The organism is Pseudomonas fluorescens, assembly GCF_002022275.1.
Taxonomy (GTDB): Bacteria; Pseudomonadota; Gammaproteobacteria; order Pseudomonadales; family Pseudomonadaceae; genus Aquipseudomonas; species Aquipseudomonas fluorescens_AJ.
Window position 1 is genome coordinate 273,223 of the sequence record NZ_MSDF01000013.1, and the last position, 19,583, is coordinate 292,805.

Consider the following 19,583-nt stretch of genomic DNA (forward strand, 5'->3'; position numbering starts at 1 on the left):
CTTACTATGTTTGTTTATTTCAAAGTCACGGATTTTGCCCTTTCTGGAGCCGTACATGCAGCTACGACCACTTGTTTTACTCACCCTGTTCAGTTTTCTGGTCGCCTGCAGCAGCGAAGCCCCCAAGCCAGCCGCCCCCCAACCGACACCGGCACAAGAGAAAAAAGTGCCCGGCATCGAAGACCTCGGCCCGTTGCCGGCGTTTCAGCGTGAAATCAGCGGCATCCTCAATGGCGTGCCTGCCAATGCAGAAGTCGAACTGGCGTTGTTGGTGATCGACGAGCGCAACCGCCCAGAACAACTGCTGGCCAGCAGCGTGTTGACCGGCAACGGCAAGCCCATTGCCTTCCGCCTGCGTTTCAATCCTGAAGCCTTCCCGGCCGGTGCGCGCGTTGAATTGCGCGGCCGCGCCAGCCAGTCCGGCCAGTTGATCCTGCACTTGCCCGCCGTGCGTATCACCCAGGCGATCACCCAAACCACCGGCCCCCTGCAACTCGTCCCGGCGCCATGACGCCACCGCTGCACTTGCAAGCGGCCTTAAGCGAGTTGATCGGCGACGCCCACCTGGTGCCCTGCCCGCTGCCGGGCACCGAGCTGTCGTTGTGGTTGCTGGATGCCGACAACATGGACCGCGCCTTCAGCCAGGAAGAAACCCGACGCATCCTGCATGAACCGCCCTACTGGAGCTTTTGCTGGGCCAGCGGCCTCGCGCTGGCGCGCTACCTGGCGGTAAACCCCGAGTGGGTCGCGGGCAAGCGTGTGCTGGATTTCGGCGCGGGTTCTGGTGTGGCGGCGATTGCCGCCGTCAAGGCGGGCGCGCTGGAAGTGGTGGCCTGCGACCTTGACCCGCTGGCGCTGGCGTCTTGCCGGGCGAATGCTGAACTCAATGGTGTCGAGCTGAAATACTCAGCAGATTTTTTCGCCGAAGCCGATCGCTTCGACCTGATCCTGGTCGCCGATGTGCTCTACGACCGCGCCAACCTGCCGTTGCTGGATCACTTCCTAAGCCGTGGCCGTGAAGCGTTGGTGGCGGATTCGCGGGTAAGAGACTTCCAGCACCCGGCTTACCGACGCTTGGAAATTCTGGATGCCTTGACGCTGCCGGATCTGGCCGAGCCTTGGGAATTTCGCAAGGTGAGCCTGTACCACTCGCGGCGATAAGTGCGCACGTTACAAATTTCTGGCAATAGCTTGGTTGAGACAGGCCAGGGAGCGCGGTGAACAATACGCTCCTTTCGCACTCGACCCGGGTAATTGACCAGCATGCTTCGCCTTACAATTTCGCGTGTTAACCCTCCTATAAAAACCTTGCAAAGCGCCGGGCAGCTGCCTAATCTTCGCGGCAATACACCCGCCATGCCTCTAGCTACGTCAGTAGCCAAGCACAAATTGTGCGGGTTTTTTATGCCCGGTACTTTTTGGGTATGAGGTTATTCAGCAAGCCTGCCATCGACGTTCCTTCTCAGTTGGAACTGCTCAAGCACCGCGGCTTGCTGATTCAAAATGAGACTCGCGCCGCCTCTTTTTTGCAGTCCGTCAGTTTCTTTCGATTAAGCCCCTACATGCGGCCCTTTCAACACCCAGAAGACAGAGATCATCGCTTTCGCAAGGGTATCCAGTTTCGTCAATTGACCCGACTCTACGATTTTGACCGGCGGCTTCGCTTACTGACGATGGATGCCATCGAAAGAGTCGAAATCGCATCGCGCGCCGTTATCAGTAACCACATGGGACCTGCCCATGGTTGTCATTGGTATATCAACCCACAGATGTTTCATCCGGCGTTTGATCATGAACGCTTGCTCACAACCCTTGCGATCAAACAGTCCAATGCAAACCGTGACTACCAGCGCGAATGCGAACGCATCGACAGGCTGCAGGCTGATGAAGGAAGAAAAGCCATTCTTAAACGCCAGAGAGCGAAAGAAAGCTATGCCCGCCATTACCCGACAACTTACAGCCATCCGCCTTTGATGCCCGGCTGGGCCATGTTGGAGGAGTTGACGCTGGGCGATTTGTCTCACCTCTACAAAGGCCTGGCCAGAGATTCAGACAAAAAGGCCATTGCCAAGCGCTTGGGACTGGCGGCTCCCTTGATGCAATCCTGGCTGCACACTCTGACTACCATCCGAAACCTCTGCGCCCACCATTCGCGGATGTGGAACCGAGAGCTGGGTATTCGCCCCGAACTGCCGAAAAAAGCCAATTTTCCTTGGCCGGGTCATCTCTTTCAGCCGGGGCCCCATACGCGCATTTTTGCAGCGCTCTGCATTCTGAATCACTTGATGCATCAAGTGAGTCCGCACGCTCGCTGGAGCCAACGCCTGTATCAACTCATCCATGAATTCCCTGAAGTGAGCCTGAAAGCGATGGGGTTCCCTGCCGACTGGTATCAAGACTCTTTTTGGCACACGCCTGGTACCTGAGCGCCGTGCTGCTTCCGATAGCCCGCGCCAGCCCTTATAGTTGCCCCATTCCCGCTTTATTTGAGACGCCCCATGAGTGAGCCCACGCCTTACATCTTCGACGCTACCACTGCCACCTTCGACCAGGCGGTGATTCAGAACTCATTCGAAAAACCCGTGCTGGTGGATTTCTGGGCCGAGTGGTGCGCGCCCTGCAAGGCGTTGATGCCGATGCTCGCGCAGATCGCCGAGAGCTATCAGGGAGAACTGCTGCTGGCCAAGGTCGATTGCGATGCCGAGCAGGACATCGTCGCGCGGTTTGGCATTCGCAGCCTGCCGACGGTGGTGCTGTTCAAGGATGGCGAGCCGGTGGACGGCTTTGCCGGGGCGCAGCCGGAATCGGCGGTGCGGGCGATGTTGGAACCTCACGTGAAAATGCCCCCGCCACCGGCCGCTGATCCACTGGAACAGGCACAAGCGCTGTTTGCCGAAGGCCGCATCAGCGATGCCGAAGCCGTGCTGGTTGCGTTGCTGGGCGAAGACAACACCAACGCTGCTGCGCTGATCCTGTACGCGCGCTGCCTGGCCGAACGCGGTGAGCTGGGCGAAGCCCAAACCGTGCTCGACGCGGTCAAAAGCGACGACCACAAAGCCGCCCTCGCCGGGGCCAAGGCGCAGATCACGTTTCTGCGCCAGGCCGCCGACCTGCCGGACGCTGCCGACCTGAAAAGCCGCCTGGGGCAAAACCCGCAGGACGACGAAGCGGCCTATCAACTGGCGATCCAGCAACTGGCGCGCCAGCAATACGACGCGGCGCTGGAAGGCCTGCTCAAGCTGTTTGTCCGTAACCGCAGCTACAGCGAAGGTCTGCCGCACAAGACTTTGCTGCAAGTCTTCGAACTGCTGGGCAACGACCACCCGCTGGTGACTGTGTACCGTCGCAAGCTGTTCGCGGCGCTGTACTAGTCGCCGACCCAGCTGTACAGCGGCGTATCCCCGCCGCTGGCCACTTTTACGTTCGAGCTGTGACGCAGGCGCACCAACAGGCGCTTGCCGGACGCGGCATCGCCGGCCAAGCCTTCCAGTTGATCGATCAACTCCAGCCCGCTGAGCTGCCCGGCGTTGCGCAACAGGTCCTGGGCGTTCTGCCACAGGTCATCATTTTGTTTGACCGGTGCCGCAGCCGGCGCGGCTTGCACAGGGGCCGTCTGTAACTGCGCGCCCAGCCGCGCCCAATCGCCGTCGTCCAGCTCCAGGGTCAGGTCCACCGGCAGGTCGCCGACGGTTCCACGAATTCGTAACATCACATTTACTCCCGCGCTTTTCCGACAAGCATGCTCCCACGCGACTTGCGCAACGCCAAGCGGGCGTTCAAACTCCTGTCATTATTGTTATAAGATCACATAACAAAACTTTCATATTCTGGAGCCTTCTCATGCGCCGTCTGCTGCTCGCTTTGCCGTTTGCCCTGCTGCCACTCGCCATTGCCCAGGCTGCCGATGAGCACGATCACGACCACGAACACGCCAGCCTCGGTGCGCACGAGCACGGCGTCGGCCGCCTCAACGCGGTACTCGACGGCCAGGCACTGGAACTGGAATTCGACAGCCCGGCCATGAACCTCGTGGGTTTTGAACACCAGGCAACCACGCCAGCGGACAAAGCCAAGGTCGCCGCCGCACGCAAGCAGCTGGAAAACCCGCTGGCCCTGTTCAACCTGCCCAAGGGCGCGGGTTGCGTAATCAGCACCCAGGAGCTCAACAGCCCGCTGTTCGGCGACAAACCTGAAGCCGACCATGACGACGACGATGACGACCACGCCACCGACGGCAAAGGCGCGGCCGCCCACGAGCATCATCACGACCACAGCGAAATCCACGCCCACTACCAGTTCAACTGCGCCACGCCGACGGCACTGAGCAACCTGGACCTGACCCAGGTGTTCAAGACCTTCCCCGCCACCCAGAAAATTCAGGTACAACTGATCGGCCCGAGTGGCCAGCAAGGCGTTGAAGCGACGGCCAGCGCAGCCACCCTGAAATTCTGATCTGACAATCCGGTCAATGTGGGAGCTGGCTTGCCTGCGATGGCATCGCCGCGGTGTTACCTGACGCACCGCGCCGCCTGCATCGCAGGCAAGCCAGCTCCCACAGGGTTTTGCGCCATTTTTTGAGACCTGTGATTTCCCATGACTCAAGCGTTAATCGAACTGCACGACCTGGGCTTCAACTGGCCCGGTCATCCGCAGTTGCTGGACATCCCCGCATTCCGTCTGGAAGCGGGTGAAACCCTGTTTCTCAAAGGCCCCAGCGGCAGTGGCAAAACCACCCTGCTCGGCCTGCTCGGCGGCGTGCAAAAACCCAGTCGCGGCAGCATCCGCCTGCTCGGCCAGGAGCTGACTGAACTCAGCGCCGGCGCCCGCGATCGCTTTCGCGTGGATCACACCGGCTACATTTTCCAGCAGTTCAACCTGCTGCCGTTTCTGTCGGTGCGCGAGAACGTCGAACTGCCGTGCCACTTCTCCAAGCTGCGCGCGCAGCGGGCGAAGCAGCGCCATGGCAGCGTCGATCAAGCCGCCGCGACCTTGCTCGCGCACTTGGGCTTGAAGGACAAGGATTTGCTCGAGCGCCGCGCCGATTCGCTGTCCATCGGCCAACAGCAACGGGTCGCCGCCGCCCGCGCGTTGATCGGCCAGCCGGAATTGGTGATCGCCGACGAGCCCACCTCGGCCCTCGACTACGACGCTCGCGAAGCCTTCATCCGTTTGCTCTTTGCCGAATGCCGCGACGCGGGCGCCAGCCTGTTGTTCGTCAGCCATGACCAGAGCCTCGCGCCGCTGTTTGACCGCCACCTGTCGCTGGCCGAACTCAATCGCGCCGCCACGCCCGCAGAGGTTTGAGATGTATTTGTTTCGTCTAGCCATGGCCAGCCTGGCTAACCGCCGCTTTACCGCGATCCTCACCGCCTTCGCCATTGCGCTGTCAGTCTGCTTGTTGCTCGCGGTGGAGCGCGTGCGCGTTGAAGCACGCAACAGTTTCGCCAGCACCATCAGCGGCACCGACCTGATCGTCGGCGCGCGCTCGGGCTCGGTGAATCTGCTGCTGTACTCGGTGTTCCGTATCGGCAACGCCACCAACAACATTCGCTGGGACAGCTTCGAACACTTCGCCGCCAGCCCTCAGGTGAAATGGGCGATCCCGATTTCCCTCGGCGACTCCCACCGCGGCTACCGTGTGATGGGCACCAACGAATCCTACTTCGAGCATTACCAGTACGGCCGCAAACAGAACCTGGAACTGGCGAGTGGCCGCGCTTTCGCCACCGATCCGTTCGAGGTGGTACTCGGTGCCGAAGTCGCCGACGCATTGCATTACAAACTCGGTGACAAGCTGGTGCTCGCCCACGGTGTGGCAGTGGTCAGCCTGGTCAAACACGACGACAAACCCTTCACTGTGGTCGGCATTCTCAAGCGCACCGGCACCCCGATGGACCGCACGTTACACATCAGCCTCGGCGGTATGGAAGCGATCCATATCGACTGGCACAACGGCGTGCCGGCCCAGGGCAAAGGCCGCATCAGCGCCGATCAGGCACGTAACATGGACCTGACGCCCCAGGCGATCACTGCGTTCATGCTCGGCCTGAACAACAAGATTTCCACCTTCGCGTTGCAGCGCGAAATCAATGAATTCCGTGGCGAGCCGATGCTGGCGATCCTGCCCGGCGTGGCGCTGCAGGAGCTGTGGAGCATGATGGGCACCGCCGAAAAAGCGCTGTTCGTGATCTCGCTGTTCGTGGTGCTGACCGGCTTGATCGGCATGCTCACGGCGATCCTCACCAGCCTCAACGAGCGCCGCCGCGAGATGGCGATCTTGCGTTCGGTGGGCGCACGGCCCTGGCATATCGCGACGTTGCTGATTTTTGAAGCCTTCGCCCTGGCGCTGTCCGGCGTGGTGGCGGGCGTGGGTTTGCTCTACGTGTGCATCGCCGCCTCGCGCGGGTATTTGCAGGCCAACTACGGCCTGGACTTGCCAATGTCGTGGCCGAGCGAATATGAATGGACACTGCTCGCCGGTATCCTCGCCGCAGCGCTGTTGATGGGCGCCGTGCCTGCGTGGCGCGCCTATCGGCAATCCCTGGCCGACGGCCTGTCGATTCGTTTATGAAAGAGGTGTTGATGCGTCGTGCCCTGTTTGCGCTGTTGCTGCTGGTGGCCGTGCCCGCCTGGGCCGAAGAGCAGCCCAAGGATTTGTCGTGGCAGGAAATGATCCCGCCGGACGCGCCGCCGGAAATCCCCAACATGAAGCCGCTGCACGACCTGTCGAACATGGCCGATGCCTTGTCGGTCGAGGCGGCGCCAGCGGCCAAACAGGATTTGCCCAACGCGCCGGTGGTGCAGAGCCTCGACGGTAAACACATCCGCTTGCCGGGCTATATCGTGCCGCTGGAAGTCAGCGAAGAAGGCCGCACCACCGAGTTTTTGCTGGTGCCGTATTTCGGCGCGTGCATCCACGTGCCGCCACCACCGTCGAACCAGATCGTGCATGTGAAAAGCGAAGTCGGCGTGAAGCTTGATGAGCTGTATCAGCCTTATTGGGTCGAGGGTGCGATGCAGGTCAAAGCGTCGACCAGTGAATTGGCGGATGCCGGTTACCAGATGGATGCCGAGAAGATTTACATGTACGAATTGCAGGAATAAGCCCTACTCAAGAACACCGAAATCCCATGTGGGAGCGGGCTTGCCCGCGAAAGCGGTCTGTCAGCAAAAGATAAGTTGGCTGGCCCAACGCCTTCGCGGGCAAGCCCGCTCCCACAGTTTTGATCAGCGGTGCAAGGCAGTGATCACCCTTTCATTGAGCTGAGTCAAAAGATCGCCCGGAACGATCTTTACCATTGGACGTACAACTTTTAACGTCCTTTTGGAGCTCCCATGAACAAGTCCCTGCTCGGCGCGTCTCTCTTCGCGCTCGCCCTCGCCGCCCCCGTTGTACAGGCTCACGAAGCCGGCGACATTCTGATTCGCGCCGGTGCAATCACCGTGAATCCGAAGGCTGACAGCAGCAGCGTCAAGGTTGACCAGGGCCCGCTGGCCGGCACCAACCTGGGCGGCAAGGCGACCATGAGCAGCGACACCCAACTGGGCCTCAACTTCGCCTACATGATCACCGACCACGTCGGTATCGAACTGCTTGCGGCCACACCGTTCGAGCACGACGTAAAGATCAAGAACACCGCCCTCGGCGCCGCCAACGGCAAGCTCGGCACCCTGAAACACCTGCCGCCGACCCTGAGCGTCGTGTACTACCCGCTGGACCACAAGTCCGCCTTCCAGCCGTACGTGGGCGCGGGTATCAACTACACCTGGATCTACGACGAACACGTGGGCAGCCGCGCCGAGCAAGCCGGTTTCACCAACTTCAAGGCCGAGAATTCCTGGGGCTGGGCCGCGCAGATCGGCGCCGACTACATGATCAACGACAAGTGGATGATCAACGCCCAGGCGCGCTACATCGACATCAGCACCAAGGCCACGGTCGATAACAATGCGCTCGGCCAGGGCACCCGCGCCAAGGTCAATGTGGACGTTGACCCGATGGTGTACATGGTGGGTATCGGCTACAAGTTCTAAGCCCGATTCCAGCCACACTGCATAAAAAAATGTGGGAGCAAACTGGCTCCCACATTTTTTATGCCCTTGGCAAAGCTGTAATCAGCTTGCGGCTTCAAGCACCAGCGTTTCCTGCGCCAGGGTGGTCACCCGCGCGAAGGTTTTCAGGATGGTCGTTGCATGCTGTTGCAAGGAGGCTTCCGACAGGCCATTGGAAGCCAGCGCTGCAGTGGCATCTTCAACCAGCGCAAAGCGGTAACCCCGGTGGTAGCCCTCCACAATGGTGGAGAGGCAGCACATGGTGGTGCCGTAGCCTGTCACCAGGAATTCGTGGTCCGCGTGCCGGTTGACGAAATCAACGAACGCCGGTGAAGAGAACGACGAGTAGTTGCCCTTGGTCGCGTGCGCTTCGCCGGCTTCAGGAGCGAACCCGTCGATAAAGTCTGACGTGTCTGAGTCGCGGTTGAACAGATCGCCGTCCTGCAGATGCTGGACATGCACAATCGGCCAGCCTTCATCGCGAGCATGTTGCAGCATCGCATAGGCGTTTTGCAGCGACGGGCCGATGGACTCGATATGAAACTTGCGCCCTGCGGCTATGTATTCACGCTGAATATCAATCACGACGAGTGCTTTCATGGGGTGCTCCTGACAGTGGGGTTCAGTTTTCTTATAAGGGCTGTTGCAAAGGCGAGCCGTTGGCCATAGGACGACATCTGCATGAACTCTTTCTCCGAGTGCATGCCGCCGCCATAGGGGCCCAGGCCCACCAGAATCTGAATCGTGGGGTTGGCGACGTTGTTGCCGTCGCTGCCGTAACCCACGGCGCGGGCCTTGAACGGTTGGCCCAATGCGTCGGCGACTGCCTGGGCCTGGGTGACCACCGCTTGGGTATTGGTGGCGGCCAACAACGGCATTTCAGCGAGCTTGGTCAGCTCGGTGTGGGTGCCTTGCTGGAGTTTTTCGTTGTAGACGTCGCTGTGGTCGCTGATGTTTTTCAGGGCCGTGAAGGTCTGCTCCCAATCCGCCATTTTCTGGAAGCGCACGTCAACCGTCACGCTGGCGTGGTCGCACACCACGTTGGGTTTTGTGCCGCCTTCGATGACGCCGGGGTTGATCAGCAGGCCGTCTGCGGGCCGGGCCAGTTCGGCGAGTTTTTTCACCTTGATCGCCAGGTCCAGGCACGCGTCGATGCCGTTTTCGGGCTCAAGCCCGGCGTGGGATGCCTTGCCCGAAGTCGTCAGCTTCATCCAGCGGATGCCTGATTGGCTGTTCACGTAAGCGCCATCCTCAAGACCCGGCTCAAATACCAGGCCATAGGCCAGGCCTTGCGCGAGCTGCTGCAGCACAGGTTTGGAAACGCTCGAGCCGATTTCTTCGTCGTCGTTAAGCGCCACGCGCACGTTGCCCAGGTGCCCGGACCTCTTGAGTTGCTCCAGGGCGTCAAGCATCAGCACCACACCGCCTTTCATATCGATCACACCGGGGCCCATCAGGCGATCATCCTGTTGGGACAGGCTTTGAAACGGGCTCGCCGGTGGGAATACCGTGTCCAGGTGGCCAATCAGCAAAATGCTCGGCGTGGCGTTGGCGGTTTCAAAACTGAGCACGTCGCGGCCATCGGCCAGGGGGTGATGCGTGACCACCAGCCCGAGGGCTTCGAAGTAGGGAATCAGGATGTTCCTGACTTGCGTCAGGCCTTCGGCGTTTTTGGAGTCGGTATTGATGTTCACCACTTCCTGCAGCAATTGCAGCGACCGTGGCGGGATGGGCTCATCGGCGTAGGCATTGCCCATAGTGAGTGCCAGCGCACACAGAACTGCGGATGACCATTGCTTCATGCCACGGCTCCGGTGCGGATCAATTGCGGCAGCACATTGATCGGGCGTTGCTCCAGGGGGCCGGCAGCGTAGACGTTGTTCTCCGGGCGATTGAGCAGCATGGGCTGGTAGCCGATCCAGGCCGACGGCTGAGCTTGAGGGCTTTCTTCCTCCATCAGCATTTCGGTGTAGCCGTGGTCTGAAAAGGCGAACTGCGTGCCCGTCCTGCTGAACCCGTAGCCGGCGTAAAACGACTCCAGCTGGACTTGAGCGTGCAGGTAAAAACGCGAGAACCCCTTCTGCCGGCAGATGTTCAGCAAGAACGCCAGCAGTTGATGGGCATAACCACGACCACGGAATTCAGCGCGGATGGCCAGGCGTTCAAGCTTGGCGAAACCGTTGAAGTAACGGATGCGCGCGGTCAGCACCGGCTCGTCGGCAATCAGCCCTACCACCTGCGTGGCGGCATGGTCATTGAGGTCGAATTCTTCGCTGAACGGGCACTGCTGCTCATGCATGTAGACGATGGCCCGCACGAGCATGGCTTTGATTCGCTCATCTTCGCTTTCAACAATCTTGATGGTCAGCGGTGGGCGTGCGGTGGTTTTGACGTCGGACTGTGAGCTGTGAATGGAAACGGACACGGCGAATTCCTCAATGGCCCTGCAGGGAAGTGGTATCGCGAAGCGACTCGATCATGCTTTGGACGGTCTGGGTGGTCTGGCCCTTGGCGCCGTTGCGGATGGCGGTGGCCGACACCTTGTCGCGCCGCACCACCGGATAGGGGTAGAGCCAGCCCGACTCGTCATAAATACCGCGCACCCACATGCCACCCAGGTCACTGCCATGGATACCGTGAATCGGCTGACCTTGAGCCAGGCCCTTGATGTGTTTGAGTACCGCGTAAAAACCGCCGCCAGCATAGGCTTCGGGCAGCGACAGCACTTCGACCTTGCCCGTGAGGCCGGCCTCCTCGACCGCCACACGCATCATGGCCTCACGGGTTTCGTATTCGTAAAACCGCGAGCCGGTCGGGAAGTAGTTCAGGTGCACGTCGGCGCGTCGGGTTTTTTCATACACCCGCATGCCGTGTTCGTAGCGGCCAATCTGGATTTCGCCGCGCTCCAGCGCCTGGGCATGGAGCTTGGGCACGATGGTGCTGTGCAGGTAGACCTTTTCCAGGCCCCTGGACTCGATGGCGTCACGGATCAACGCCAGGTGGGTTCGGTGAATCGGGTTGAATGTTCCGAAGAACACCCCCACGCCGCCGCGCTTGGGCAGCTTGCCGCGCAAATCCGACAGCAGGCCGATGGCAAACAACGCCACGCCAAACGCCAGGCCAAAGACCAGGAAGGCCATCTTGAGCCAGGGCAGGCCAAGGGTCGCGAGCGAGGTCACCACTATGTTGGCGGACAGCGCGATCAACACATTGCGGTTTCTATCGCCGATTTCCCGGTTAGCCAGCGCCAGCGCGATGTATTGCATGCCTTGGGAAGCACAGGTGGTCAGCAGCGCAATCCCCGGTACGCCGCCAAGGTCCGACAGGTTGCCGGGCGGGAACACGCCGCCTTCCACCAGCGCGACGAACACGCCAATGTTGAAGGCAAGCTGAGGGATAAAACGCCCCAAACGCCCCAGGCTGACCAGCGCTGTGCGCAAATTAATGACTTCTTCGAGCTTGTTGCTCAACTTTGAATAATAAGGAATGAACAGCCCGATAAACGCACAGAGTACGATCAGCACGCTATTGGCAAAGGCCGCATGGGCCAGGCCATAGCTGGCATACATCAGCACGCCGATACTGATACCCAGTTGTACCGAAGGGCTGGTCAAGTGACCTGGTAGCTTCATGCCTTGCACTCCTGCAGCCGCAGGCCGGGCCACATGTCCGGCAATGAGGCATAGTTTGAATGTGTCACTGAAACAAATGTATGGCTCATTGCCTTAAGTGTCAGGGCGCTGGAAGTATCGACGGTCGAGACTTGCCCGGCGCTTAATATTAAGTTGCCAATAACTTCCTCCTGGATAACCTGAAGACGCCCAATAATGGTTTTAATCGTGTAACCCATTGGATGACTCAAGCATATAACTTCACCCTGACTCATCAAAAACCTGGCACTGCGCTGAAAGTTCACATCGTCACTCCTGTGCATGAAACACGGCGGGGTAATAAATAGTGATCGGAGAGTTGCGGGCGCTCAAACAACCTTTTGGCAGGTGATGCATGCAGCCAGGGAATGCGTAAGTTTGGATCCACTTTGTAAAACACTTCACATCAATTCACATTACTTTCCCTTGCGAAACATTTAGACTCAAATTTCGGCAGTGATATTGACGGCGCTACTTCCCATATATAGGGACATTTAACTTCATGGTTCGTGGTGAAAAGGGATGATGTCAGATGTCTAGACCGCTACCACCGTTGGACTTGTTGATTGGATTTGAAGCCGCGGCGCGGCAACTTAGTTTTTCCAAGGCGGGCAATGAAGTTTTTGTGACGCAGTCGGCAATCAGTCGGCAGGTCAAGAAACTTGAAGAGTTTGTAGGCAGTGCGCTTTTCGAGCGCAGGCATCGCTCGCTGGAGCTTACGGAAACGGGGCGTGAGCTGTTTGAGGTGGTCAGTGAAACGCTGGCGCGCCTGTCACAGACGGTTTACAACCTGCGCAAAGAGCCCAGCCACCAGAGCATCAAGATCTCCACCACAACCTCTTTCGCCTCATTGTGGCTGGTGCCGCGCCTGGCGCGTTTTCGGGAGCTGCACCCGGAGATTGCCATCCACCTTGAAGCGGACAATCGGGTGGTGGACCTCAAGCAGGGCTCTGTTGACCTCGCTATTCGCTACTGCTCGTCAGACCAGATAAACCCGCAGACGGATGTGTGCCTGTCGACCGAGGAGGTGTTTGCGGTGTGCAGCCCTCTGTTATTACGCCGAAGTGGGCGAACGATTAATTGCATCGAGGACTTGCAACATCACACCCTGCTGCATTTGAGTGATTCGCAAAATGCCTGGCCCTGGTTGCAGTGGGCCAACTGGCTCAACGCCTCAAGGCCCTCGGTGCCGGTGGCCGATGTCGGCCTTCGCTTCAGCCATTTCGACCAGATGATTCACGCGGCCAGCATGGGCCATGGCGTGGCGCTGGGCACTTCGCCGCTCGTCAATCACTTGCTGGACGAGGGGTTGCTGGTGGCGCCTTTGGCGACTCGTGTAAAAAGCCCGCGCTCGTTCTATATCTGCCAGGGCGCGCGCCCTAACGAGGCCACGAACTTGTTGGTGCAGTGGATGATGAACGCGTTCAATTCGCCCGATGAGCCCTTGGTACCGCGCGAAGCCTTGCCCTACCAACTGGTGGTGAACGCGCAAGGCTTCTCGCCAGCGGTGTAATCACGCCACGCGGGCCCGGTAACCTTCCTTCGCCAGGCGAGCGCTCAGGCGCTCGGCTACCTGTGCGATCGAAATCATGCGGGACGGGTTCATATGGGCGCGCAGGTCGGTTTCCAGGTGGACCCAGCCATCCGTGGAGTGCCTGGCGCAGACCTCAAAAGCTTCGGCCAGGGCCTGCTCGTCGCCGATGCCCTTGTACACCCACTCCGGCATGACCACGCCGACACCTGGATCATGGGGCACCACCAGCACTTTGGTCTGCGGCCAGCCAATCAACGCCAGCAACGCGCGCACCTCGGGGGCATTTATATCGGGTGGAACACGGCCGTTGTCAAAACGTGTCGGAGTGTCTGTTACGTATTCAACACATTCAAAACCCGTCTCACGGTCAACAAAGGCGAGCAATTCTGCGTTGCGCGCACCCGGGAACAGTAACTGGGATGGCCGGTAGGTACCTTCACTGGAGACCGCGCGCGCGACCCCGGTGGCATCGCAGGCGCGACGGGCTTTTTCCAACGCAGCGTCAAAGGCGGTGCCAGGGCGGCGAACATCGCCAGAGAAAGTACCAAGTGCGTCGGTGTCATAACCAATCGGCAGTAATACCTGAAAACCAAGTGCGGCCAATACCGGGCCCAGTACCACTTCCTTGCCGTGCATGGTGGCGATCAAAATATCCGGACCGGTTTCGCCACCCGCAACTTTGTGGGTCAATACCGCAGGCAAACTTTCTGTACTTAGAGAACCTTGGGATGACAAGTTATTGTGTGCAAGTGTCATTGATAGTGTCCATAGGCATACAGGTTTTTGGTATGCAGGCAATCTATTAAGCGCAGCTGTTAAGTGCAAATGACATTTGAGTGAGTTTGGCATGCCTTCATGGAATACGAACCGCCCACACGTTATAAATCAGTGCAGCTGACTTATTGGTAAGCGCAGCTAAATAAACGCAGTGAGCGACAAGTGCGGGGATAGATTCAAAGATGGGCGTTGCCGCCCACCGTTGAAAAAAGTGGCGATTTAACTATGACGGTAAAACCGATCCAGCAACGCCGGCAACCCGGCCCGCCACGCCCGTGGCTTGATGCCAAAGGTGTGCAGGATTTTCTTGCAGGCCAGCACCGCATGTTGCGGTTCATCCGCCGCATCCGGCCGGGCAGCGTGGGCTTGGGCGGTGGGCGATTCGATCGCCAGCGGGTGGAAGTTGCGCGCTTCGGTGAGGATCGCCTGGCCCAACGCGACAGGCGTGGTCGCCTCATGCCCGGCGTAGTGGTAGGTGCCCCACAACGGCGCCGCGCAATCGAGCTGCTTGAGCACCGAAATGATCACCCGCGCCGCATCGTCCACCGGCGTCGGATTACCGCGACGGTCATCCGCCATCAGCAATTCATCGGGTTTTTCCGCCCGGGCCAGAAAGCGCCCAAGGGTGCCGTCGACACTGTCATCGAGCAACCAGCCAAAGCGCAGCAACACATGTTGCGGGCAAGTAGCGCGCACGCTCTGTTCGATGCGCCACAACGCCTGGCCGCGCAGGCCGAGGGGGACGGGCTCGTCTTTCTCGCTGTAGGCGGTGGCACGGGAGCCGTCGAACACACGGTAGCTGGACGGTTGCACCAGGGTGATGTTGTGGTGCTGGCACAGTTCGGCCAAGCGCTCGATGGCGTATTCCTGGCTTGCCAGGCGAGTTTCGCTGACAGCTTCGGCCTGAAACCAGTCGAAATAGTAGGCGAGGTTGATCAACGCATCGGGACGGGTGTCGTCGAGCAATTGGGTGAGGCTCGCGGCATCCCAGCCGTCTTGGGGCGGTTTGGGTGCGAGGAAACCGATGTCTTCCTCTGCACCGAGGCGAATCAGCGCCTGCCCGAGGGCATTCCCGCCGCCCAGTAACATAAGGCGCATTCGCATAGATTGAGCAGGCCCGGTCTGTTTGGAACGATGGTTATTGTCGGCAGGCGAGTGAAGCCAGCCGTAGGTAGTTGCCAGAATCGTTGCATTTTGCGGGTTTGTAGCGCAACCGTCACGGATAAAGTGCGCGATTGCAACTTGTTGAAGCTGGGGTTATCAATCACTGGATGAACCTTCCTGAATCCACCGACACGGCCTTGAACGGTTTCCACCCTGCCGTCAGCGCCTGGTTCGGCAGTACATTCCCTGCGGTGACCGGCGCACAGGCCCGGGCGTGGCCGTTGATCCGTCAGCGCCGCTCAACCCTGATCGCCGCGCCCACCGGCTCCGGTAAAACGCTGACGGCCTTTCTCGCGGTGCTCGATGACCTGGTCCACCAAGGCCTGGCCCACGGCGGGCAACTGCCGGATGAGACGCTGGTGGTCTACGTGTCGCCGCTCAAGGCGCTCTCGAACGATATCCAGATCAACCTGCAAAACCCGCTGGCCGGGATCACCGAGCAGTTGCAACGCCAAGGGTTGCCGCCGCTGGTCATCCGCACCGCTGTGCGCACTGGCGACACCCCGCAAAAAGACCGTGCGCTGATGCGCAAACGCCCGCCGCATATCCTTGTGACGACCCCGGAATCACTCTATGTGCTGCTGGGTTCAGACTCCGGCCGGCAGATGCTCGCCAGCGTGCGCACGGTGATCGTCGATGAAATCCACGCCATCGCAGCGGGCAAGCGCGGCAGTCACCTGGCGCTGAGCCTGGAGCGCCTGCAAGGCCTGTGTGCCGAGCCGTTGACGCGCATCGGCCTCTCGGCCACGCAAAAGCCCATCCATGCGGTATCGCGCTTTCTGGTGGGCACCGGCCGTGACTGCGCGATTGTTGATATCGGCCACGCCCGCCCGCGCGACCTGGACATCGAAGTGCCGCCGGTGCCGCTCTCCGCGGTGATGGCCAACGACGTATGGGAATTGGTCTACGACCGCCTCGCGGCCCTGGCACGCGAACATCGCACCACGTTGGTGTTCGTCAACACGCGGCGGCTGGCCGAGCGCCTGGCGCGGCACTTGAGCGAACGCCTGGGCAAACCCTGTGTCGCCGCCCACCACGGCAGCCTCGCCAAGGAAATGCGCCTGGACGCCGAGCAACGCCTCAAGGCCGGCGAGTTGCAAGTGTTGATCGCCACCGCGTCGCTGGAGCTGGGGATTGATATCGGCGAGGTGGACCTGGTCTGTCAGATCGGCTCGCCGGGCTCCATCAACGGCTTTCTGCAACGGGTCGGACGCTCCGGCCACCAGGTCGGCGGCACGCCCAAGGGGCGCTTGTTCGCCACCACCCGCGATGACTTGATCGAATGCGCCGCCCTGCTCGATTGCGTGCGCCGGGGTGAACTCGACACCCTGCACATCCCCGTCGCGCCGCTGGACGTGCTGGCCCAGCAGATCATTGCCGAGGTCAGCACCCGGGAATGGCCGGAACAGGCGCTGCTCGCGCTCATCCGCCGCGCTTCACCTTACGCCGATCTGGATGAACGGCACTATCAGGCGCTGCTGCGAATGCTCTCGGACGGCTACAACGGTCGCCAGGGCATCCGCAGCGCCTACTTGCACCGCGACGCCGTGACCCACACCCTGCGCGGCCGCCGGGGTGCCAGGCTGACCGCCGTGACCAGCGGCGGCACCATCCCTGACAACGCCGACTACAGCGTGCTGCTCGAACCTCAGAGCCTGAACATCGGCAGCGTCAACGAAGACTTCGCGGTAGAGAGCATCGCCGGGGATATCTTCCAGCTCGGCAATACCTCCTACCGGATCTTGCGCGTGGAGGCCGGCAAAGTGCGGGTTGAAGACGCCCATGGCCAGCCGCCGACCATCCCGTTCTGGCTCGGCGAAGCGCCGGGGCGCAGCAACGAATTGTCGGCGGCGTTGGCGCGGTTTCAGGGGCAGTTGGACGCACTGCTGGGCGCCACGCCCGGCGACCTGCAAGGCGCGCAAGACTGGCTCACCGAAACCCTCGGCCTGAACCGCGCCAGCGCTGAGCAAATCCTCGATTACCTGGCCCGTACCCGCCTGGCTCTCAGCGCTTTGCCGTCTTGGGACACGTTGATCATGGAGCGGTTTTTCGACGCCTCCGGTGGCACTCAACTGATCATTCACACGCCGTTCGGCAGCCGTATCAATCGTGCCTGGGGCCTGGCGCTGCGCAAGCGTTTTTGCCGCACGTTCAACTTTGAATTGCAGGCGGCGGCCAGCGAAAATGCAATCGTGTTGTCGCTGTCGACCAGCCACAGTTTTGAGCTCGATGAAGTCTGGCGTTACCTCAACAGCCACAGCGCCGAACACCTCCTGATCCAGGCCGTACTCGATGCGCCGCTGTTCGGTGTGCGCTGGCGCTGGAACGCCGGTGTGGCGCTGGCATTGCCGCGCTTTACCGGCGGGCGCAAAGTAGCGCCGCAGGTCCAGCGCATGAAAAGCGAAGACCTGATCGCCAGCGTCTTTCCCGACCAGATCGCCTGCCTGGAAAACCTCGCCGGCGAACGCGAAGTGCCCGAGCACCCGCTGGTGGAACAGACCCTCGACGATTGCCTGCACGAAGCCATGGACAGCGACGGCTGGCTGGCCCTGCTGCGACGCATCGAGCGCGGCGAGGTGCGCCTGATCAGCCGCGACCTGCCCGCGCCCTCACCCATGGCCGCGGAAATTCTCAGCGCGCGCCCCTACACCTTTCTCGACGACGCACCGCTGGAAGAACGCCGCACCCAGGCCGTGCTCAACCGCCGCTGGAGCGACCCGCAAAGCACTGACGACCTCGGCGCACTGGACCTCGACGCCATCGCCGGGGTGCGCGAAGAAGCCTGGCCGGCACCCCATGGCCTGGATGAAATGCACGAAGCGCTGATGAGCCTGGCGTGTATCGCCGCCAGTGAAGTCACGCCGCAATGGGCGCAATGGCTGCACGTGCTGGCCAAGGGTGGCCGCGCCTATCAATTGAGCAGCGGCCTGTGGGTCGCCGTGGAACGTTTGAGTTGCTTGCAGGCGATCTACCCCAACGGCTTGCCGCTGCTGCCCGGCTTCGATGAGCCGTGGACTTTTGATGAGGCGATCACAGAAGTGTTGCGCGCGCGCCTCGGTGGCTTCGGCCCGCTGACCTTGATCGAGATTGCTGCGCCGCTGGCCCTGCCGGTGGCGGACGTGACCCAGGCCCTCGCCCGCCTGGAGCAGGAAGGCTACGTGATGCGCGGCTATTTCACACCTGGCGCCAGCACTGAAGAATGGTGCGAGCGACACCTGCTGGCGCGCATTCATCGCTACACGGTGAAGCGTCTGCGTCGGGAAATCGAGCCGGTGGTGCTGCAGGACTTCATGCGCTTTCTGTTTGATTGGCAGCACCTGTCCGCCGGCACGCGCGGCCAGGGCAGCGGCATGTTGGCGCAGATCGTTGCGCAATTCGAAGGCTATGCCGCCGCCACTTCGGCCTGGGACAGCGACCTGCTTGGCGCGCGGGTCAAGGATTACTCATCCACCTGGCTCGACGAGCTGTGCCGCAGCGGCAAGCTGGTGTGGACGCGCCTGAGCCACAAGGCCAGCGCAATGGCCTTGCGCAGCACGCCGGTGGTGTTACTGCCGCGCAGCCAGGTGGCGTTGTGGAGCGGGCTGACTGAACTCACGGACAGCTCGACACTGTCGCCCAAGGCGCAGAAAGTCCACCAGGCCCTGCGCGATCAGGGTGCGCTGTTTTTCGATGAGTTGATGCACGAGGCGCATCTGCTGCGCAGCGAATTGGAAACCGCCCTGCAGGAATTGGTTGGCGCCGGGTTGGTGAATGCCGACAGCTTCGCCGGCCTGCGCGCCCTGACCACGCCTGCCAGCAAACGCCAGGCACGCAGCAGCCGACGTGGGCGCGGCGCGTTTATCGGCGGCATGGACGATGCCGGGCGTTGGGCGCTGGTTCGGCGTTCACCCACCGCCGCCGGCCCGCACTCGGCCGAGACCCTGGAGCATGTCGCAATGACCTTGCTGCGCCGCTACGGCGTGGTGTTCTGGCGCTTGCTTGCGCGTGAGGCGGACTGGTTGCCGAGCTGGCGTGAATTGTTGCGCACGTTCCATCGGCTGGAGGCGCGCGGGGAGATTCGCGGCGGGCGGTTTGTGAGTGGGCTGGCGGGAGAACAGTTTGCGCTGCCAGAGGCGATTCCGTTGCTGCGTGAAGTTCGGCGGCGGCCCCATGACGGCAGTCTGGTTGCGGTGTGTGGGGCGGATCCGTTGAATCTGGTGGGTACGCTGTTGCCAGGGGACAAAGTGCCGGCGGTAAGCGGGAACCGGGTGGTGTATCGGGATGGATTGCTGGCGGCGGTGATGGTCGCAGGCAAGCAGCAGATTTGGGTGGAGGTGGATCAGTTGGCGGTGCAGGAGAAGTTGATCAGGCACTGAAATTTGTATTGACCTCACCGGCCTCATCGCGGGCAAGCCCGGCTCCCACAT

19 protein-coding genes are annotated in these 19,583 nt (G+C 60.9%); 11 read left to right on the forward strand and 8 right to left on the reverse strand.

Going from position 1 to position 19,583, the window contains the following annotated elements:
* Positions 1-55: 55 nt before the first annotated feature.
* The 4 genes from BFW87_RS07760 to trxA all read left to right on the forward strand — a co-directional run bounded on the left by BFW87_RS07760 (position 56) and on the right by trxA (position 3,371).
* Positions 56-511 (forward strand): YbaY family lipoprotein, encoded by a 456-nt coding sequence (locus tag BFW87_RS07760; protein WP_078739328.1) that lies wholly within the window; start codon positions 56-58, stop codon positions 509-511.
* Positions 508-1,161: a class I SAM-dependent methyltransferase gene (locus tag BFW87_RS07765; RefSeq protein ID WP_078739329.1), complete on the forward strand. Its 654-nt coding sequence runs from the start codon at positions 508-510 to the stop codon at positions 1,159-1,161. The genes BFW87_RS07760 and BFW87_RS07765 overlap by 4 nt, the downstream gene beginning before the upstream one ends.
* Before the next feature lie 263 nt (positions 1,162-1,424).
* Entirely contained in the window at positions 1,425-2,426 is a 1,002-nt protein-coding gene (locus BFW87_RS07770; RefSeq protein WP_078739330.1) for an Abi family protein, read from the forward strand.
* A 72-nt stretch (positions 2,427-2,498) separates the two neighbouring features.
* Entirely contained in the window at positions 2,499-3,371 is an 873-nt protein-coding gene (trxA, locus tag BFW87_RS07775; protein WP_078739331.1) for a thioredoxin, read from the forward strand.
* Here the strand turns inward: trxA and BFW87_RS07780 are convergent.
* Positions 3,368-3,709 (reverse strand): hypothetical protein, encoded by a 342-nt coding sequence (locus tag BFW87_RS07780; RefSeq protein ID WP_078739332.1) that lies wholly within the window; start codon positions 3,707-3,709, stop codon positions 3,368-3,370. The two genes, trxA and BFW87_RS07780, sit on opposite strands and share 4 nt — an antisense overlap.
* Before the next feature lie 131 nt (positions 3,710-3,840).
* Here BFW87_RS07780 and BFW87_RS07785 point away from each other — a divergent pair, with 131 nt between their 5' ends.
* From BFW87_RS07785 to BFW87_RS07805, 5 genes are all read left to right on the forward strand, one after another.
* Positions 3,841-4,452 carry a DUF2796 domain-containing protein gene (locus tag BFW87_RS07785; RefSeq protein ID WP_078739333.1) on the forward strand — a complete coding sequence of 204 codons (612 nt, stop codon included), beginning with the start codon at positions 3,841-3,843 and terminating at the stop codon, positions 4,450-4,452.
* 141 nt (positions 4,453-4,593) lie between these two features.
* Positions 4,594-5,304: an ABC transporter ATP-binding protein gene (locus BFW87_RS07790; RefSeq protein WP_078739334.1), complete on the forward strand. Its 711-nt coding sequence runs from the start codon at positions 4,594-4,596 to the stop codon at positions 5,302-5,304.
* A 1-nt stretch (position 5,305) separates the two neighbouring features.
* Positions 5,306-6,571, forward strand: coding sequence for an ABC transporter permease (locus BFW87_RS07795; protein WP_078739335.1), 1,266 nt, complete (start codon positions 5,306-5,308; stop codon positions 6,569-6,571).
* An 11-nt stretch (positions 6,572-6,582) separates the two neighbouring features.
* On the forward strand, positions 6,583-7,104 hold the full coding sequence (locus BFW87_RS07800) for a DUF3299 domain-containing protein (protein WP_078739373.1): 522 nt from the start codon (positions 6,583-6,585) through the stop codon (positions 7,102-7,104).
* Between the two features lie 231 nt (positions 7,105-7,335).
* Positions 7,336-8,034: an OmpW/AlkL family protein gene (locus BFW87_RS07805; RefSeq protein WP_078739336.1), complete on the forward strand. Its 699-nt coding sequence runs from the start codon at positions 7,336-7,338 to the stop codon at positions 8,032-8,034.
* Between the two features lie 81 nt (positions 8,035-8,115).
* Here the strand turns inward: BFW87_RS07805 and BFW87_RS07810 are convergent, their stop codons facing one another.
* From BFW87_RS07810 to BFW87_RS07830, 5 genes are read right to left on the reverse strand one after another with little or no spacing between them, the layout of a single operon-like run.
* Positions 8,116-8,652, reverse strand: coding sequence for a cysteine hydrolase (locus BFW87_RS07810; protein WP_078739337.1), 537 nt, complete (start codon positions 8,650-8,652; stop codon positions 8,116-8,118).
* Complete coding sequence (locus BFW87_RS07815; protein WP_078739338.1) at positions 8,649-9,854, reverse strand: M20/M25/M40 family metallo-hydrolase; 1,206 nt, start codon at positions 9,852-9,854, stop codon at positions 8,649-8,651. Before BFW87_RS07815 ends, BFW87_RS07810 begins: the two co-directional genes overlap by 4 nt.
* Positions 9,851-10,477: a GNAT family N-acetyltransferase gene (locus BFW87_RS07820; protein ID WP_217699412.1), complete on the reverse strand. Its 627-nt coding sequence runs from the start codon at positions 10,475-10,477 to the stop codon at positions 9,851-9,853. Before BFW87_RS07820 ends, BFW87_RS07815 begins: the two co-directional genes overlap by 4 nt.
* 10 nt (positions 10,478-10,487) lie before the next feature.
* Entirely contained in the window at positions 10,488-11,684 is a 1,197-nt protein-coding gene (locus BFW87_RS07825; RefSeq protein ID WP_217699413.1) for a hypothetical protein, read from the reverse strand.
* On the reverse strand, positions 11,681-11,968 hold the full coding sequence (locus BFW87_RS07830) for a hypothetical protein (protein WP_139372406.1): 288 nt from the start codon (positions 11,966-11,968) through the stop codon (positions 11,681-11,683). Before BFW87_RS07830 ends, BFW87_RS07825 begins: the two co-directional genes overlap by 4 nt.
* A gap of 266 nt (positions 11,969-12,234) precedes the next feature.
* On the opposite strand from BFW87_RS07830, the gene BFW87_RS07835 reads away from it, so the two are divergent.
* Positions 12,235-13,215, forward strand: coding sequence for a LysR substrate-binding domain-containing protein (locus BFW87_RS07835; RefSeq protein WP_078739340.1), 981 nt, complete (start codon positions 12,235-12,237; stop codon positions 13,213-13,215).
* Here BFW87_RS07835 and BFW87_RS07840 read toward each other — a convergent pair whose 3' ends face one another.
* Entirely contained in the window at positions 13,216-13,926 is a 711-nt protein-coding gene (locus BFW87_RS07840; protein WP_139372407.1) for a DUF6671 family protein, read from the reverse strand. It abuts the gene before it with no gap.
* A gap of 306 nt (positions 13,927-14,232) precedes the next feature.
* Positions 14,233-15,117 carry a sugar nucleotide-binding protein gene (locus BFW87_RS07845; protein ID WP_078739342.1) on the reverse strand — a complete coding sequence of 295 codons (885 nt, stop codon included), beginning with the start codon at positions 15,115-15,117 and terminating at the stop codon, positions 14,233-14,235.
* A gap of 167 nt (positions 15,118-15,284) precedes the next feature.
* Here BFW87_RS07845 and BFW87_RS07850 point away from each other — a divergent pair, with 167 nt between their 5' ends.
* Positions 15,285-19,532 (forward strand): DEAD/DEAH box helicase, encoded by a 4,248-nt coding sequence (locus BFW87_RS07850; RefSeq protein ID WP_078739343.1) that lies wholly within the window; start codon positions 15,285-15,287, stop codon positions 19,530-19,532.
* The last annotated feature ends 51 nt before the right edge of the window (positions 19,533-19,583 follow it).

Bases quoted from the DNA above. Each gene is read 5' to 3' on its own strand.
- BFW87_RS07760 (WP_078739328.1), top strand. From the start codon at position 56: ATGCAGCTACGACCACTTGTTTTACTCACCCTGTTCAGTTTTCTGGTC.
- BFW87_RS07765 (WP_078739329.1), top strand. From the start codon at position 508: ATGACGCCACCGCTGCACTTGCAAGCGGCCTTAAGCGAGTTGATCGGC.
- BFW87_RS07770 (WP_078739330.1), top strand. From the start codon at position 1,425: ATGAGGTTATTCAGCAAGCCTGCCATCGACGTTCCTTCTCAGTTGGAA.
- trxA (WP_078739331.1), top strand. From the start codon at position 2,499: ATGAGTGAGCCCACGCCTTACATCTTCGACGCTACCACTGCCACCTTC.
- BFW87_RS07780 (WP_078739332.1), bottom strand. From the start codon at position 3,709: ATGTTACGAATTCGTGGAACCGTCGGCGACCTGCCGGTGGACCTGACC.
- BFW87_RS07785 (WP_078739333.1), top strand. From the start codon at position 3,841: ATGCGCCGTCTGCTGCTCGCTTTGCCGTTTGCCCTGCTGCCACTCGCC.
- BFW87_RS07790 (WP_078739334.1), top strand. From the start codon at position 4,594: ATGACTCAAGCGTTAATCGAACTGCACGACCTGGGCTTCAACTGGCCC.
- BFW87_RS07795 (WP_078739335.1), top strand. From the start codon at position 5,306: ATGTATTTGTTTCGTCTAGCCATGGCCAGCCTGGCTAACCGCCGCTTT.
- BFW87_RS07800 (WP_078739373.1), top strand. From the start codon at position 6,583: ATGCGTCGTGCCCTGTTTGCGCTGTTGCTGCTGGTGGCCGTGCCCGCC.
- BFW87_RS07805 (WP_078739336.1), top strand. From the start codon at position 7,336: ATGAACAAGTCCCTGCTCGGCGCGTCTCTCTTCGCGCTCGCCCTCGCC.
- BFW87_RS07810 (WP_078739337.1), bottom strand. From the start codon at position 8,652: ATGAAAGCACTCGTCGTGATTGATATTCAGCGTGAATACATAGCCGCA.
- BFW87_RS07815 (WP_078739338.1), bottom strand. From the start codon at position 9,854: ATGAAGCAATGGTCATCCGCAGTTCTGTGTGCGCTGGCACTCACTATG.
- BFW87_RS07825 (WP_217699413.1), bottom strand. From the start codon at position 11,684: ATGAAGCTACCAGGTCACTTGACCAGCCCTTCGGTACAACTGGGTATC.
- BFW87_RS07835 (WP_078739340.1), top strand. From the start codon at position 12,235: ATGTCTAGACCGCTACCACCGTTGGACTTGTTGATTGGATTTGAAGCC.
- BFW87_RS07845 (WP_078739342.1), bottom strand. From the start codon at position 15,117: ATGCGAATGCGCCTTATGTTACTGGGCGGCGGGAATGCCCTCGGGCAG.
- BFW87_RS07850 (WP_078739343.1), top strand. From the start codon at position 15,285: ATGAACCTTCCTGAATCCACCGACACGGCCTTGAACGGTTTCCACCCT.